This is a genomic window from Amycolatopsis dongchuanensis, assembly GCF_039542405.1.
GTDB classification, from domain to species: domain Bacteria; phylum Actinomycetota; class Actinomycetes; order Mycobacteriales; family Pseudonocardiaceae; genus Amycolatopsis_E; species Amycolatopsis_E sacchari.
This window is the reverse complement of record NZ_BAABIB010000100.1, coordinates 1-14673: the sequence shown is the minus strand read 5'-3', so window position 1 is coordinate 14673 and position 14673 is coordinate 1. Positions and strand designations below refer to the sequence as shown.

Here is a 14673-nt window from a genome sequence, read left to right as displayed (position 1 = left end):
TCCACTCCACACGATCGAATCGCACTACGCCAACCGGGGGCTGCCGTGATCGAGCACACGGCTTGTCAACCGGCTTGCCTGGTCGCATGCTGGAAACGCTCCAGCAACGACGCGTACGGAGGTGCCACGATGGCCGGTGCCCCCACCCTGATCGGTTCCGTTCAGCGCGCACTGCACCTGCTGGACGCGGTCGGTGCGAGCGAGCGCCCGGCGACGGCGAAGTTCCTCGCCCGCGCCCTCGGCCTGCCGCTGCCCACCACGTACCACCTGCTTCGGACCCTTGTCCACGAGGGCTACCTGCGCAAACTCGACGACGGGTACGTCCTGGGCAACCGGGTGGACGCGCTCGGCCAGCGGAACACGGTGCAGGCGGTGGTCAGCAGGGCGAGGCCCGCCCTGCAGTCGCTGCGGGACGAGTTGCGCGGCGCCACCTACCTCTCGCTCTACCAGGACGGTGAGATCAAGCTGATCGACGTCGCGGACGGGCCGAGTATGCCGTCCGTCGATCTGTGGGTCGGCGTGCACGAAGTGGGGCACGCGACGGCGTTCGGCAAGTGCATTCTGTCCTGTTTGGACAAGCCGGGCCGGGACGACTACCTATCGAGGTACAAGCTGGCCGACCTCACCCCGCACACCGTCACCGATCCCAGGGTGCTCGAGCAGCGGCTGCGGCTGAACAGGGGCGTGGTGGCCGATCGCGAGGAGTACCTGCTCGGCACCGCGTGCGTCGCCGCGCCGGTGCGGGCGCCCGGCCTGATCGGCGCGGTCGCGATCTCGGCGCCGGTCCGCAGGTACCCGGCGCTGATGGCCGATCCCGGCGCGCTGAGCCGGGCCGCGAACCGGGTCGCCCGCGCCGTCGCGCTGCGGGCCTAGGACTACCTCGGCCACGGCGCGCCGTGGCCGGCCGAGGGGCACCAGGCCCTCGGCGGTATCACCATTTGAAATCCGCGCCGTTGTCGGCGGTGGCCGCGCAGCGCGAGAGTTACTCCTGGATGCCAGGGAGGTCAGATGGAACCGAAGATCGCACTGGATCTCTATCGCACCATGGTGCTGATCCGCACCTTCGAGGAAGCGATCCTGCGCGAGTACCACGCGGACAAGAAGCCCGTGTTCGACATCGGCGCGGGGCAGATTCCCGGCGAGATGCACCTGTCCGCCGGCCAGGAACCGGTCGCGGCGGGTGTCTGCGCACACCTCACCACCGACGACGCGGTGACCGCGACGCACCGGCCGCACCACTTCGCCATCGCGCACGGCGTCGACCTGCGGAAGATGGCCGCGGAGATCTTCGGCCGCGTCGATGGGCTCGGCCACGGCCGGGGCGGTCACATGCACCTGTTCGACCCCGACACCCACTTCTCCTGTTCCGGGATCATCGCCGAGGGCTACCCGCCGGCGCTCGGGCAGGCGCTCGCGTTCCAGCGCCAGGGCAACGCCCGCATCGCGGTGGCGGTCACCGGCGAGGGCGCGGCGAACCAGGGCGCCTTCCACGAATCCTTGAACCTGGCGTCGCTGTGGAAGCTGCCGGTGGTGTTCGTGGTGGAGGACAACGACTGGGGCATCTCGGTGCCGCGCAGCGCATCCACCTGTGTCACCTCGAACGCGGTCCGCGCCGCCGGCTACGACATGCCGGGCGAGCGGGTCGAAGACAACTCCGTCGAGGCGGTGCACGCGGCGGCGGAGCGGGCCGTCGCCCGTGCGCGGGCCGGGGAGGGACCCAGCCTGATCGAGGTCCACACGCTCCGGCTCTGGGGACACTTCGAAGGCGACGCGCAGGGCTACCGGCCCGACCTCGAAGGCGTGCCCGGCCGCGATCCGCTGCCGACCTACGAGGCCGAGCTGCGCCGAGCCGGCGTACTCGGCGACGCCGGGGCGCGGGAGGCGGCCGACGCGGCGGCGCAACGGGTGGAGGACGCGATCGCCTTCGCCAAGCAGAGCGCCGAACCGGCACCCGAAACCGCACGCGACTACGTGTTCGCCTGACCCGATCGAGGAGAAGCCATGACGCTCACCGAACCCTCGTCACCGGTACCCACCTCGACCCAACGCAAGCTCAGTACCGCCAAGGCCATGGTCGAGGGCATCGCGCAGGAAATGGAGCGTGATCCCGGCGTATTCGTGCTCGGCGAAGACGTCGGCAGTTACGGCGGGATCTTCAGCTCCACCACCGGGCTGCTGGAGAAGTTCGGCCCGCAGCGGGTGCTGGACACGCCGATCTCGGAGACCGCGTTCATCGGCACCGCGATCGGGGCCGCGGTCGAGGGCATGCGGCCGATCGTGGAGCTCATGTTCGTCGACTTCTTCGGCGTGTGCATGGACCAGATCTACAACCACATGGCCAAGATCCACTTCGAGTCCGGCGGCAACGTCACGGTGCCGATGGTGCTCACCACGGCGGTCGGCGGCGGCTACTCCGATGGTGCGCAGCACTCGCAGTGCCTCTGGGGCACCTTCGCGCACCTGCCCGGCATGAAGGTGGTCGTGCCGAGTACGCCCGCGGACGCCAAGGGCCTGATGATCTCCGCCATCCGCGACGACAACCCGGTGGTCTACCTGTTCCACAAGGGGATCATGGGCCTGCCGTGGATGGCCAAGAACCGGCGCTCGATCGGCCCGGTGCCGGAGGACGAGTACGAGGTGCCCATCGGCAAGGCGAGCATCGTCCGCCCCGGCAGGGACGTGACGATCGTGACCCTGTCGCTGTCGGTGCACCACGCCCTTGACGTGGCCGACGAGCTGGCCGGCGACAACGTCGAGTGCGAGGTCATCGACCTGCGCAGCCTGGTGCCCATGGACACCGACACCATCCTCGAATCGGTTGGCCGGACCGGCAGGCTGCTCGTGGTGGACGAGGACTACCTGTCGTTCGGGTTGTCCGGCGAGGTGATCGCCCGCGTCGTCGAGCGCGATCCGACCCTGCTGCGCGCTCCCGCCAGGCGAGTCTGCGTTCCCGACGTGCCCATCCCGTACGCCCGCTCGCTCGAATACGCGGTCCTGCCGACCGCGGATCGGATCCGGCGGGCCGTGCTCGAGGTGGTCACCGCGTGACCGAGATCCCGTGTCCGATCATCTCCGACACCGACCCGGACGCCGAGGGGGTGGTCGCCACCTGGTTCGTCACCGATGGCGACCAGGTGCGGGAGGGCGACCTCATCGCCGAGGTGGCCGTCGACAAGGTCGACATGGAGATCCCGGCCCCCGCATCCGGCGTGATTCGGTTACTGGCCAAGGAAGGTGACGCCCTCACCCAGGGCACCGTCGTGGCCCGCATCGAGTGACCGCGCTACCCGGAGCTCCCGGCTGCTTGCCGCGCGTCGAGGCCGTTGCTCAGCGTGGCGAAGTCGCAGTAGGCGCGCGGTGACAGGCCGAACCGGCGGCGGAACTCGTTGATGAAGTGCGATGCGCTGGGGTAGCCGACCGCGCGCGAGATGCTGGCCACGGTACCGCCACCCGACACGAGCAGCTCCCGCGCGCGGTTCAACCGCATCTCCTTGACGAACTGGTAGGGCGACTTACCGGTGGATTCGCGGAACAGCGCGGTGAAGGCGGACGGGCTGAGGGAGACGTGCTCGGCCATGTCCGCCACCGACAGCGGCTCGGCCAGGTGGTCGCGGGCGTAGGAGATGGCACGGGTGACCGGGTCGTGGAACTGCTGGTCCGCGGCGATCTGCAGGAGCCGGGAGTACTGGTCCGCCTGCAGCACGCGGTACACCATTTCCTGCAGGTAGGCCGGGGCGAGGATGCGCCGGTCCGAACCGCTGTCCAGCGCGCGCAGGAACCGCAGGACGGCGCCCATCAGGCCGCAGTCCAACGCGGAGACGAACGCGGGAGCGGACTCGGCGCCCGGCGACGGTTCGGTCAGCGCGGCCGACCGCCGCTCGACCATCTCGACCGAGACCTTCCGCACCACGGCCGGATCGATCTGCAGCACGAAGGACAGAAACGGCTTGGCGGCACTCGCTTCGACGATCTCCGCCTGGAAATGCAGGTGACTGTTGAGCACGAGGTAGTTCAACGGGTCGTAGCGGTAGGGCACGCCGTCGACGGTCACACATTTGCGTCCCTGCGCGACCACGCAAAGCGACAGCGACTGGACTTCCTCCCAGGTCGGCGCCGCCGGCTCGGCGAACCGGTAGATGGTCAGCCCTGGCCATAGCCCGGTGTTGGCCCCGAGTTCCGGGGCCCGCTCCAGCAACGCGGCGATGAGGTCGCCGGACGTCATCCTCTCTTCGAGGGCGCGCACTTCCTTGTGCATGCCACACTCCCCGCTCGCCAGCAGTCAGCACACCACGGCCGGTGAACCGCGAGCCGCGGTCACGCCGTAATCGAGGAGTTTACTCCGCCGGATGGCCCTCCGGGATGTTCGAGCGCGACGGCACGGGGTTGACCATGAAGGCGGCGTCAGTCGATCGTCTCGAAGGTGGCGACACTGCGCTCCACCAGGTTGGGAATGACCTCGCCGACGACGTAGGACTGAAACGCGTCACTCGCCTTGTGGTCCGCATAGCCGGAGGCGTCGACATACTTCTCGTAGACCACGAACGTGTCCGGGTCGTCGATGCTGACCTGGGCCTGGAAGTGCAGCATCTTCTCCTCGGCCCGATTGATCGGGGTCACCGTTTCCAGCACTTTCCTGATGTGCTCGGCCTGGCCCGGCTTCGCCTTCCAGGTCGCGATCACCACGTACGCCATTCGAACCCTCCTGCGCAAGATCAGAAATTGGTGAAGCCGATTGCCCGCAGCTGCTCGCGGCCTTCGGCACTGATGTCCGCGGGCCGCCAGGTCGGCACCCACACCCATTCGACGAGGAAGTCCGAAACCAGGCCGCCGTTGTCAGTCAGCAGCACGGTGCGGATCTGATCCTCCATCACCTCGGTCAGCGGGCAGGCCGCCGAGGTGAGCGTCATGGTGATGGTCGCGACCCCGTTGTCGTCGACCACGACGTCGCGCACGAACCCCAGGTCGACGATGTTGACCCCGAGATCCGGGTCGATCACCTCGTACAGCGCCTCGCGGACGGTCTCGGCCATCGGGTTCGGTGTGACGTCCTGGTGCGCGCTCGCCTGCGGGCTCGCCGTGGTGCCGGGTCGATCGGGCGGCGCGGGAGCAGTGCCCACCTGAGTGACGTACAGCCCGGCCGGCTGGAGTTCGACGGACACATCGGCGGTGGGGCTGCTGATCCAGTCCGCGATGCCGTGTGCCTTGCGCCGGACGCGAACAATGTCCTCCGCCGGTTCGGCCGATCCACCCGCGACGACCAGCTGGTCCGCCGCGATACCCGCCGCGTCCGCCCGCGCGAGCGCCTTGTCGATCACCCGCGCGACCGGTTCGCAGGTCCGTCCTGGTCCGAGCCTGAGCTTGGCCACCGCTTTGACGGCCGGCAACCCTCGGACCGCTTCGAGCGCGACGCGGGCTTCGTCCGCGACGACCCGCGCCTGCTGCTCCCGGACGGCCAGTATTCCCATCGTGGTCATGGTGACTCCTTCTCCGACACTGGCGGCTCAAGCTCGGGCGGTGGCCCACGGCGACCGCGGTATCAGCCGCTTGAGGGGTACCGATTCGTCGCGCAGTTGCTCGGCGGTCACCTCGTGCGGCGCGAAGAGCATCCGCCGCACCTCAAGCACGTCTCGGGGGCGGTTGAGGGAGATCACCGCTTGGATCCGGCCGTCGACAAGGGAGAACGCCGAGAAGTCGTGGTCCTCCAACGAGCCGCGGATGACGAGGTCTTCGAGGTCGGCCGGCCGGCCGACCGACTGCAGGCTGTGCTCGTACTGATCCGACCAGAACCAGTGCGCCTCGGCGAACGGCTCCGCCGAGCCGGTCAGATTGAGTGCCACATTGGCGCCCTGGCGCAGGGCGTTGTCGTGATGCTCCACCCGGATCGTCCTGCCGTAGACCGGGTGATACTGCGCTGCCACGTCGCCTGCCGCGTAGATATCCGGCGCCGAGGTCCGCCCGTACTCGTCGACCACGATCCCGCCGTCCGTCGCCAGGCCGGCCTCGGCGGCGAGTTCGACATTGGGTTCACAGCCGATCCCCACCACCACCAGGTCACACTCGACACGGTGGCCGAGGTTGGAGGTCAGCAGCAATCCGTCCCCGGTGTGCCGGAGCTCGCTGATGTACTCCCCCGCCCGGATCTGCACCCCGCGCGACCGGTGGATCCCGGTCATCACGGAGCCGATCGTGGCGCCGAGCACCCGCGCCAGTGGGGTCGGCGCCGGATCGAAGATCGTCACCTGCTTGCCGAGCCCGACCGCCGCCGCGGCCACCTCGCACCCGATGAAACCCGCGCCGATGACCACCACCCGCTCGGACTCGGCCAGCTGCGCGCGAAGCCGCTGCGAGTCCGCGGCGGTCCGCAGGTAGTGCACCCGGTCGCCGTCGAACCCGGGCAGCCGCCGTGGCCGCACCCCGGTGGCGAGCACCAGCCCGTCGTACCCGAGCCGCTCGCCGGTGGACAAGGTCACCGACCGCCCCGGCACATCGATCGCGGTCACCCTGATGCCGACGCGCAGGTCGACAGACTGCTCGTCGTACCAGGCCGGCGGCCGCACCTGGAACTCCTCGAATTCGGTGGTCCCGAGCAGGAAGTCCTTGGACAGCGGCGGCCGCTCGTACGGCGGCTGTGGCTCGTCGCCGACCAGCACGATCTCACCGTCGAATCCGTGCTTGCGCAGGTGGGTGGCGGTGGCCGCGGCCGCGACCCCGCCCCCCACCAGCACATGACGCCGGGTGCTCATCGGACGTCCACCAGGATCGTGCCGTCCTCTTCGACCCGGCACGGGTAGGTGATCAGCTCGCAGTTGTCCGGGTTCGTGCCCTTGCCGCTGAGCGCGTCGAACGTCCACATGTGGCGCACGCAGGTGATGGTCTGCCCGTCGAAGTCGCCTTCGTCGAGGGCCCACGCCTGGTGCGGGCACCGGTTCTTGTACGCCCGGACCTCACCGTCGATATTGACGAGCAGGACCTTCTTGCCGTCGATCTCGACGCCCTCCATCTCGCCTTCCCAGAGGTCGTCGAGATGCATGGCTTCCTGCCACTTCCCGGTTATTGCGCTGCTCATCACCCTGCCCTCTTCCCTTCTCCGGCCGCCTCCAGCCCCTCGAACAGTCGCGCGTGGAAGGCTTCCCGCGCCGCCTTGGCCCCGGCCGCGACCTCGTCGGCCGCTCGACCGTGCTCCGGCCGGGTCTCCAGTAACCTGCCGAGCCCGTGTGCCGCCGCGTCCGCGACCGGGGTCCAGCGGGCAATCCAGCGACGGAGCACGTCGGCGTTTTCGGGTTTCTGCTGCAGGCAGAAGCCCGCGAGCGCGGCGCTCCACCGGTTGCGGCGATCGTTGTCCGCCTGCAGGAAGGACAGCAGCAACCAGGAGAGCTGGTCGCCGTTGTCGCGCGAGACCTCCGTGAACTGGCGGACCAGCACGTCATCGATGGTCGGTGCCAGCACCAGGTTGAGCGCGGTGAACGCCTCACCCCAGTCGTAGGCGATCAGTGCCTTCTCGATCGCCTGCCGTGCCGGCTGCCATGCCTCGTCGTTTTCCCAGATCCCGCGCTCCGCGGTGCCGATGCCCGAGTCCGGGTGGGCAAGCTGCAGCTCGCGGGTTCGGTACGCGGTGAGGGTCACCCGGCGCAGGTAGTCCGCGGTCGCGAAGCTGGCCGCGTTGGTGACGTACGACGTCGGCGCCATGTAGCCGATGTAGGCCTCGACCTGCTGGCATCCGTGCAGGAGGTAGCGGGACGGGGTGAACATCGACCCGAGCAGCGCGACCTGGCCGGGGGTGAGCGCCGAGTCCGCGTTCGCCTCGGCGAACTCCTCCAGCACGCCCGCGGTCTTGGTCTCGGCTTCGGCCTGCAGGTTGACGTAGGTCTTGTACGTCATCGAGTCCGGGTCGCGGAACTGCTCCCAGTCCTCCGCCTTGAGCGGTGAGTTCTCCCGGTAGGTGAGGAACCACAGGTTAGGCGGGGACGACGGGTTGTGCTCGAACGCCGACGGGCGGTTGGCACGCATCGTCCAGTTCTGCCCGTGCGTCACGATCTCGTACTCGCTCGGCATCCGGCGCACGTCGCCGAATGCGCTGAAGGTCCGGCGCGGGCGCGCCTTCCTCGGCTGACCGGTCATGACCGCGCTCCTTCCCTCGCCAAGGCGTTCTTCTTCGCCGACACCTTCTCCCACGTGATCGAGTCACTCGTGGTGGTGATGCGGCCGTTGAAGGACGACATCATCGACTCGAAGGTGCGGATCTCGTAGTCCGCGCCGAGGTAGGCGCGGAGCGTGTCCTGGGTGACGACCAGGCGATCTTCGCCCTGCACCCGGATGTACGAGCCGCGGTCGATGACCTCGATCTCGTGGTCCGGGTTGTCGTCTTCGATGGCGGCGATGATCTGCTCGACCTCGTCGCCCATCCGCAGGATCGGCCCGACAGGATTCTTCATGACTTGCCCTTCGGGATGTCGTACTCGACGCGGACGTGATCCAGCGGCGCTATGCCCGCTTCGGCGACGGTCATCTCCGGTGGCAGGCGCCTGCCGTTGTGGAAGACGACCTTCTCGTAGGGCAGGGCGCGGACCCGCTTGCCCTCGACGTGGTGCGCGACCGCGGCCGCGACCTCGCGGACGGTGTCTGCGGTGGTCACCGGCACCAGGATCTGCACGAAGTCGTCGGCGAAGACCGCGTTCAGCGGCACCACCTGCGGCGCCTGGTCCTCGATGGGCAGCTCCACCGTGGCATTCTCGGTCATGACTGGTCACCCTTCGCCGTGCTCAGCGCGAGCCCGGTCGCCGGCCGGCCGGTGTAGTCCTTAGTCCATGCGGCGTAGTCGGGGTCGTCGCCCATCACGTCCGGGGTCATCCCCATGTAGTTGAGGATGCCGCCGACGTCCATCGGCTGGATATGGCCGGCCAGAAAGCGATCGATCAGCGTCTCGTGGTTGACGTTGTCACGGTCCTTCCACCAAATCTGCCGGCACGCGTTGGTGCAGAAGTGATAGGTCTTCCCGCCGTAGGACAGGGACCAGTCACGCACCCGCCAGGTGCCGTCGCGCGACTGGGTGGCGTTGCACGCCGGCAGGTGGCACATGCTGCACAACCACGGCAACGTCTCGGGCAGCGTGGCCTCGACGTTGTTCGCGTTGATGTTGTCGATCATGGTGTCCCACTTGCCGCCGTACACCTTCTCCCAGTTGGGGTACTTCTCCTGCAGCCACTCGCGCTCGTCCTTGCTGACCCCGGCCTTCGGCCGCCACCACAGGGTCGGGCGCCAGTACCACAGGCCCATGTGCAGCCCGTGGTGCCAGGTGTCCAGGCCACGCATGAACTCGTCCCAGAACCAGGGCTTCTTCAGCCCGTAGTCCTCGATGGTGTGGATGAACTGGTCGATGATCCACTCCTCCATGAACTCCCGGTAGGACTGCTTCCGGTGTTCCAGAGGGGTGTAGTAGTCCATCGCCGGGCCGGTGAGCGCGGCGAACGCGCGAGCGGAACCCCAGAAACTGCGGTCGATGACCCATTGCGCGCGCACCGGGTCGTGCTCGACCAGGATCTCCATGGTCGGCCCGCCCTGCTGGGAGTGCCTGGCCTCGTCGGTCTGGATCGACGAAATCATGTTTGCGAAGTTGACGTCGCCGGACTCCAGCGCGTCGGCCGACAGCGCGACGAACTGGAGGTTGGTGAAGCCGGTCTCGAAGGTGAACGGCAGCTCGATCGCCAGGTCGACCACGTTCGGCGAGATCATCATGTTGTCGAAGAGGTTCCGCAGCGCGATCGGCACCCAGTCGTTGGTGTGGAAGGTCTTCTGCGTCCAGTCGTACTGCGGGTCCTTGCCGACGAACTCGTGCCCGAAGAAGGTGGTGATCTGCGCGTGGCGCAGCTCGTCCAGCTGACCGAAGGTCGCCATGTTGCGCCAGGCCCCGTTGAGGCCGAACCGAGCCATCTTCAGCTCGCCGAGGACCGCGGCGTACTCGACGAGGGCCACCCCGCCGAAGTGCATCTTGGTGGAGGATTTCCAGCCCTCGTCCAGGTTGTCGAAGGCGGTGGACCGCTGCAGCGCCGCCTTCACCGCGTACGCCGACGCTTCCTTCTCACGCTGTGTCGCGACGTACTCAGGGTAGGTGACCTTGTAGTTCTCCTCCCAGGACAACCACGCCTCACGCGGCACCTTGCCGGTACCGCTGTGCCACTCCGGGAACACCGCCTCGTCGTCAACGTAGCGGAAGGTCCAGTCGACGTCACGAACGAAGTGCTGCCACTCTTCGCGTTTCAGCAAGGTCATTTCTCCGAGATTCCTTTCACTGCGCTGTGCAAGAAGGGGATTGTCAGTCGACTTCGAGGTGGCCGAGCTGGCGGTTGATTCCGGCCCCATTCCAGTAAGCCTTGATCTTGTCGATGAGGCCGTTCTCGTCGACGTGGAAGATGAACAGGTGTGGCTCGCTGAACCTGCCACCCTTCGGTGCGGCGAACCCCCACGGGGACTGCTGGGTTCCGCCGATGTCGCACATCACAACGACATCGCCCTTGTCATTGGCGTCGATGCTGTGGACCACGTTGAACAGATCGGGAAAGGAGTTGATCAGGCCGCTCCAGATGACCTTGCCGACGGTGCGCACCTTGCCGTCCCCGCGCAGCACCCGCTGCTTCCCCCACACCTCGTACGGGACATAGGAGAAGTCGGCGTTGTCGGTGCACATCTCGGTCATCGTCTCGACGTCGTGGCGCGAGTATGCCTCGAAGAACGCGGCGACCACATCGGCGGGGGACGTGAGCTCTCGGGTTGCTGGTTCCGTGGTAGTCATGGGAGCCCTCACACAATCGCGATCTGGTCGAGTCGTTTCACGGCAAGGCGGCGGTAGAGCTGGTTCTGGCACCAGTAGACGTGGATACCGACGATGTGGTCACCATCCACTGTGAACCGCCACGCCTGATCGACGTCCAGGTGCTTCTCCTGGTTGACCGCGCCGGCGTAGTCCGCGGCCTGGGTGCCCTCGACCTTGAGTTCCGCGGTGACCACCGAGCCGGTTTCGATGACGTCCTTGATCACCAGGTGAAGATCGGGGAATGCGGTGACGATGTCCGTCAGCGCGGTGCGGATGTCGTCGAAGCCGCCTTCTCGGACATCGAGGGGAAAGATCTCCACTCGGACCGACTTGTCCACAACGGACAGTGCTGCCTCGACATCCCTGAGCTGGAAGGCGTTGAGGAATGCCCTGACGGTCTGTTCCGGCGTAGTGTTCACAATCCCTTGCTCCTCACGGGGAATCGACTTGCGTTTGAAGAGCTTCATCGGATCTGGAGTGCCTTGAGGACAGCGTCCGCGGTGGCCTCGGTCGATGCGGGGTTCTGACCGGTGATCAGATTGCGGTCGACCACCACATGCGAGACCCACGCGGCCGGGCCGTCGTCGAACACCGCGCCGGCGTTCTTCAGTGCGGTGTCCACGTACCACGGCAACCCGAGCTTGCCGGGGGCCGTCTGGTCCTCCTCCTCGTCGGTGAAACAAGTCATGCGGTAGCCGTCGAACAGCCACTGCCCGTCTTCCCGCTCCGGCGCGGACAGCAGCAGGGCGGGGCCGTGGCACAGCGAGGCGATCGGCGCGGTCTTCTCGTGCAGGATCGTCAGCAGGCGGGCGACGTGCGGGTTGTCTGCGAGGTCGACCATCGGCCCGTGCCCGCCTGGGGCGAACACGGCGTCGAACTCGGCGAGCTGCTCGTCGGTCAGATCGGCTAGGGAAACGGGATTGCGGAAGCCCGGAATGGCTTCGAGTCGCCTGCGGCGCTCCGCGGCGAGCGCCCGGCTCGCCTCGTCTAGCTCGTCGACGGCCGCCTGGATCTCCGCACGGGACAGACCGCCGTCGATACCCTCCTCCACCATCACATCGATCAGCTGGCGGTCCTCCCGCCACGCGATCTTCGCCGCCTTGCTGACCAGCGCATGCGCGTCGCTCGCCGACATCCCGCGCTCCTTGAGTCGCGCCGCGATGCGGCGTGCCGCGACCAGACCCTGTTCGGTCATATGGTGCAGCGTCACCCGGACGTCGTCGGGATCCTGGTGGAACGTACGGGTGACGGAGGCGAAGTAGTCCTGGTCCTCTTCGGGATAGTGGAAGAAGTTCTCGAGCCCGTACGGGTCGGCGAAAGGCTCGCGGCCGTCCGGGGTGACCACTACGACGTCGGCGCCCGCGGCAACAAACCGTTCGTACGGTTTCAAGGCTTCTTCGGCGAAGTAACCGGTGGGATGCAGTGTGCCGTCTGCGAGTTCGATCTCGCGAGCACTCGAGACCAGGTAAGCGATACGCGGCATGTCAACTCCAGGTGAACGGCTGGTTATCGAAGACCGTGGCGGAACGGTACCCAGCGTGTGACCCGGCTCGCATCGAAGATTCCTACGAGAGTTGTGCGGATTCCGACACGGTTGGGAGGGGTGTGTGGATTCCTGCTGATCTCTGCAAGATTCAGCCGAAGGAGCTGACCGTTCAGGTTCGCCGCGATTAGGGTCATAACATGTTTCCGCGTGCGTGGCGCCGCGGAAACCTCATCACATCCGACGCAGAGAGGCATTCCATGACGCGCGTACTGTTCGCAGTGTCCGGAAAGGACTACTGGACGCTGGCCGACGGCACCCGGCACTCCTGCGGTTTCTGGCCCGAGGAGCTGGCCGTTCCGCACCAGGTCTTCCGCGCCGCCGGTTTCGACATCACGATCGCCACCCCTGGCGCCGCCGTCCCGACGGCGGACGAAGCCGGTTTCACCGCGGCCATGAACGGGGGTTCGGAAGAGCCGGGCAAGCGATTCCGCGCATACCTCGACAGCATCGCCGCCGAGCTCAACTCGCCGGTGGATCTGGACGAAGTGGACGCCGGCGACTTCGACTTCGTGTTCGTCCCCGGTGGACACGGGCCGATGGAGGATCTTGCCGTGTCGGAGAAGTTCGGCGCGCTCGTCCGCAACTTCACCGACTCCGGGAAAGCGGTCGCGGCCGTCTGCCACGGCCCGGCCGCCCTGTTACCGGCCAAGGACGACAACGGAAACTGGCTGTTCGCGGGCCGTCGGGTCACCGGCTTCAGCAATGTCGAGGAGGGGCAGGTCGGCTTCGCCGACAAGGCGCCGTGGCTGCTGGAAGACCGGCTCATCGCCAGCGGCGGCAAGTTCGAGAAGAGCGGCGGCCCATGGGAACCGCACGTGGTGGTGGACGGGAACCTTTACACCGGACAGAATCCGGCGGCCTCCGAGCCTCTGGCGGAGCAGCTCGTCAAGGCGCACAGCGCGGTGCTGGAAACCGTGAAGTAACGCGGATCGCTTCCGCCGTCACGAGGCCGTGCTCGTGGGGCACCCTGCCGCCCCACGAGCACGGCCTCTCGTCGTCAGCCCTTCTGGATTCGCAGCTCATGACTGAGCGACTGCAGATCGCAGTACGCACGCGGGGTCGCACCGAACCGGTCGCGGAACTCATTGATGAAATGGGATGCGCTCGAATAGCCGACCGCCCGCGAGATCTGCGTTACGCTCAGCTTGTTCTCGATCAGCAACTCCCGCGCGCGGTTGAGCCGCGTCTCTTTCACGAATTGGTAAGGCGACTTACCCGTGACGTCGCGGAAGAGATGAGAGAACGCGGACGGGCTGAGTGAAACCTGCTCCGCCATGTCGCTCACCGTCAGGGGCTCGGACATGTTTTTCCGCACGTAGGAGATGACCTCGCTGACCGGGTTGCTGGCGGCCTGGGTGGCGGCGATCTCCAGCAGCCGGGCGTACTGCTCCGCCTGCAGCACCCGGTAGACCATCTCCTGCAGATAGACCGGCGCCAGCACCCGCCGGTCGGCCCCGGTGTGCGTCGCACGGAGGAACCGCATCGCCGCGCCCATCAGGTTACAGTCGAGCGCGGTGACGAACGCGCGCTCCGGCTTGCTCTCCACCGGCCGCCCGAAGGTCGTGGTGCGGCGGTCGAGGATGTCCGACGACACCCGCCGGACCAGGGTGGGATCGATCTGCAGAACGAAGGACAGGAAGGGCTTGGCCGGGGTGGCTTCGAGGATCTCGGCCTGGAAGTGCTGGCTGCTACTCAGCACCAGGTAGTTGAACGGGTCATAGAAGTACTTCTGCCCGTCGACCGTGACGCATTTGCGCCCCTGCGCGATGATGCACAGCGACAGCGACTTGACCTCGGCCCACTTCGGCGCGACCGGATGCGTGAAACGATAGAACGTCAGCCCTGGCCATCCCCCGTTATTGCCGCCGAGCTCCGGGGCACGGGATCGGATCTCGGTGAGCAGGTCACCCGAGGTGTGGATCTCGTGGAGCTGACGAAGCATTTCGGTCATGTCGGCATCTCCCGTGGTGTCGATCATCGAGCCCGGCGTCCGATCGAGGAGTAGCCGACTGGGGCTGCGAGTGCCGCGCTCGGTTCGGCCAGAGCCAGTGCCGCGTGCGACTCGGCGGGGGCCAGCGATGCCGCGCTCGGTTCGGTCGAAGCCAACGCCCCACCGCGCGGCTGGGCCGAGGCCGGTGCCACGCCGTACCGCTCACCTGCAGGTACCAGCGCCGCTGCGTACGGCCCAGTCGGGACCACCTCCGTCGCCACCTGCGGCTCGGCCGGAGCTACCAGCGCCGCGCCGTATCGCCCAGCGCTCGCCCTAAGGGATGTCTCGTAACCCGGTGGGCGGCTGGCCGGTCCGGTAGTTGATCATGTT

General features: G+C 67.3%; 18 protein-coding genes. 5 read left to right on the top strand and 13 right to left on the bottom strand.

Annotation, left to right across the window (positions count from 1 at the left end; all coding sequences use genetic code 11):
• Positions 1-129 precede the first annotated feature (129 nt).
• From ABFX51_RS27000 to ABFX51_RS26985, 4 genes are all read left to right on the top strand, one after another.
• Entirely contained in the window at positions 130-873 is a 744-nt protein-coding gene (locus ABFX51_RS27000) for an IclR family transcriptional regulator (protein WP_346055284.1), read from the top strand.
• A gap of 135 nt (positions 874-1008) precedes the next feature.
• On the top strand, positions 1009-1983 hold the full coding sequence (locus ABFX51_RS26995) for a thiamine pyrophosphate-dependent dehydrogenase E1 component subunit alpha (RefSeq protein WP_017985030.1): 975 nt from the start codon (positions 1009-1011) through the stop codon (positions 1981-1983).
• Between the two features lie 18 nt (positions 1984-2001).
• A complete protein-coding gene (locus ABFX51_RS26990) occupies positions 2002-3048 on the top strand; it encodes an alpha-ketoacid dehydrogenase subunit beta (RefSeq protein ID WP_345397946.1) in 1047 nt (348 codons plus the stop codon).
• Complete coding sequence (locus tag ABFX51_RS26985; RefSeq protein ID WP_346055283.1) at positions 3045-3278, top strand: biotin/lipoyl-containing protein; 234 nt, start codon at positions 3045-3047, stop codon at positions 3276-3278. The genes ABFX51_RS26990 and ABFX51_RS26985 overlap by 4 nt, the downstream gene beginning before the upstream one ends.
• A 5-nt stretch (positions 3279-3283) precedes the next feature.
• On the opposite strand, the gene ABFX51_RS26980 is transcribed toward ABFX51_RS26985, so the two are convergent.
• The 12 genes from ABFX51_RS26980 to ABFX51_RS26925 all read right to left on the bottom strand — a co-directional run bounded on the left by ABFX51_RS26980 (position 3284) and on the right by ABFX51_RS26925 (position 12290).
• Positions 3284-4255, bottom strand: a complete 972-nt coding sequence (locus ABFX51_RS26980; RefSeq protein ID WP_026153516.1) for an AraC family transcriptional regulator — start codon at positions 4253-4255, stop codon at positions 3284-3286.
• 146 nt (positions 4256-4401) lie between these two features.
• Complete coding sequence (locus ABFX51_RS26975) at positions 4402-4692, bottom strand: putative quinol monooxygenase (RefSeq protein WP_013673005.1); 291 nt, start codon at positions 4690-4692, stop codon at positions 4402-4404.
• 20 nt (positions 4693-4712) lie between these two features.
• Entirely contained in the window at positions 4713-5474 is a 762-nt protein-coding gene (locus ABFX51_RS26970) for an iron-sulfur cluster assembly protein (RefSeq protein WP_017985034.1), read from the bottom strand.
• A gap of 27 nt (positions 5475-5501) precedes the next feature.
• Positions 5502-6743, bottom strand: coding sequence for an NAD(P)/FAD-dependent oxidoreductase (locus ABFX51_RS26965; protein ID WP_346055282.1), 1242 nt, complete (start codon positions 6741-6743; stop codon positions 5502-5504).
• Positions 6740-7066, bottom strand: a complete 327-nt coding sequence (locus tag ABFX51_RS26960) for a Rieske 2Fe-2S domain-containing protein (RefSeq protein WP_346055281.1) — start codon at positions 7064-7066, stop codon at positions 6740-6742. Before ABFX51_RS26960 ends, ABFX51_RS26965 begins: the two co-directional genes overlap by 4 nt.
• Positions 7066-8118 carry a ferritin family protein gene (locus ABFX51_RS26955; RefSeq protein ID WP_013673009.1) on the bottom strand — a complete coding sequence of 351 codons (1053 nt, stop codon included), beginning with the start codon at positions 8116-8118 and terminating at the stop codon, positions 7066-7068. Before ABFX51_RS26955 ends, ABFX51_RS26960 begins: the two co-directional genes overlap by 1 nt.
• Positions 8115-8432: an MmoB/DmpM family protein gene (locus ABFX51_RS26950; RefSeq protein WP_013673010.1), complete on the bottom strand. Its 318-nt coding sequence runs from the start codon at positions 8430-8432 to the stop codon at positions 8115-8117. Before ABFX51_RS26950 ends, ABFX51_RS26955 begins: the two co-directional genes overlap by 4 nt.
• The gene (locus tag ABFX51_RS26945) at positions 8429-8737 is read right to left on the bottom strand and encodes a toluene-4-monooxygenase system B family protein (RefSeq protein ID WP_013673011.1); all 309 of its coding nucleotides are present in this window, start codon (positions 8735-8737) and stop codon (positions 8429-8431) included. Before ABFX51_RS26945 ends, ABFX51_RS26950 begins: the two co-directional genes overlap by 4 nt.
• On the bottom strand, positions 8734-10266 hold the full coding sequence (locus ABFX51_RS26940; protein ID WP_017985037.1) for a ferritin family protein: 1533 nt from the start codon (positions 10264-10266) through the stop codon (positions 8734-8736). Before ABFX51_RS26940 ends, ABFX51_RS26945 begins: the two co-directional genes overlap by 4 nt.
• Before the next feature lie 43 nt (positions 10267-10309).
• Complete coding sequence (locus ABFX51_RS26935) at positions 10310-10786, bottom strand: nuclear transport factor 2 family protein (protein ID WP_026153521.1); 477 nt, start codon at positions 10784-10786, stop codon at positions 10310-10312.
• Between the two features lie 8 nt (positions 10787-10794).
• Positions 10795-11274, bottom strand: a complete 480-nt coding sequence (locus tag ABFX51_RS26930; RefSeq protein WP_013673014.1) for a nuclear transport factor 2 family protein — start codon at positions 11272-11274, stop codon at positions 10795-10797.
• The gene (locus ABFX51_RS26925) at positions 11271-12290 is read right to left on the bottom strand and encodes a DJ-1/PfpI family protein (RefSeq protein WP_017985040.1); all 1020 of its coding nucleotides are present in this window, start codon (positions 12288-12290) and stop codon (positions 11271-11273) included. The genes ABFX51_RS26930 and ABFX51_RS26925 overlap by 4 nt, the downstream gene beginning before the upstream one ends.
• A 260-nt stretch (positions 12291-12550) precedes the next feature.
• Between ABFX51_RS26925 and ABFX51_RS26920 the strand changes: the two genes are divergently transcribed.
• A complete protein-coding gene (locus ABFX51_RS26920; RefSeq protein ID WP_017985041.1) occupies positions 12551-13276 on the top strand; it encodes a type 1 glutamine amidotransferase domain-containing protein in 726 nt (241 codons plus the stop codon).
• Positions 13277-13350: 74 nt separating this feature from the next.
• On the opposite strand, the gene ABFX51_RS26915 is transcribed toward ABFX51_RS26920, so the two are convergent.
• Complete coding sequence (locus tag ABFX51_RS26915; RefSeq protein WP_017985042.1) at positions 13351-14331, bottom strand: AraC family transcriptional regulator; 981 nt, start codon at positions 14329-14331, stop codon at positions 13351-13353.
• Positions 14332-14673: the final 342 nt, after the last annotated feature.